The 220-nt window shown below is 62.3% G+C and carries 1 protein-coding gene; it reads right to left on the bottom strand.

Features of this window, described 5'->3' with window-relative positions:
• Positions 1 to 13: 13 nt before the first annotated feature.
• The coding region (locus tag A3709_RS23855; RefSeq protein ID WP_197484230.1) for a hypothetical protein at positions 14 to 220 on the bottom strand (207 nt) is incomplete at its 5' end.

The raw sequence follows: 220 nt of genomic DNA, 5'->3' as shown, positions 1-220 counted from the left end.
GCCCCCGGCCTGATCAGCCCGGTAGTTCCACCGGCTGGGTGTCCAGCCAATCTCGTAACTTAAGCGCTTCGTCGCGGTAGGTCTTGCGCTCGGCGCAATCGAGCCCGGTGCGGCGCATAGCATTAATCAACCAGCGATCCAGACGACCCGGCAGCATTCCGGCGCCGGGCGTACAGCAAATGTGGTGCCAGTGCAGCCTGCCGTTTTCAAAGTGCAGTAC

The organism is Halioglobus sp. HI00S01, from assembly GCF_001635445.1.
GTDB classification, from domain to species: Bacteria; Pseudomonadota; Gammaproteobacteria; order Pseudomonadales; family Halieaceae; genus Halioglobus; species Halioglobus japonicus.
The sequence above is the reverse complement of the archived record's forward strand: the minus strand, read 5'-3'. Positions and strand labels throughout refer to the sequence as shown.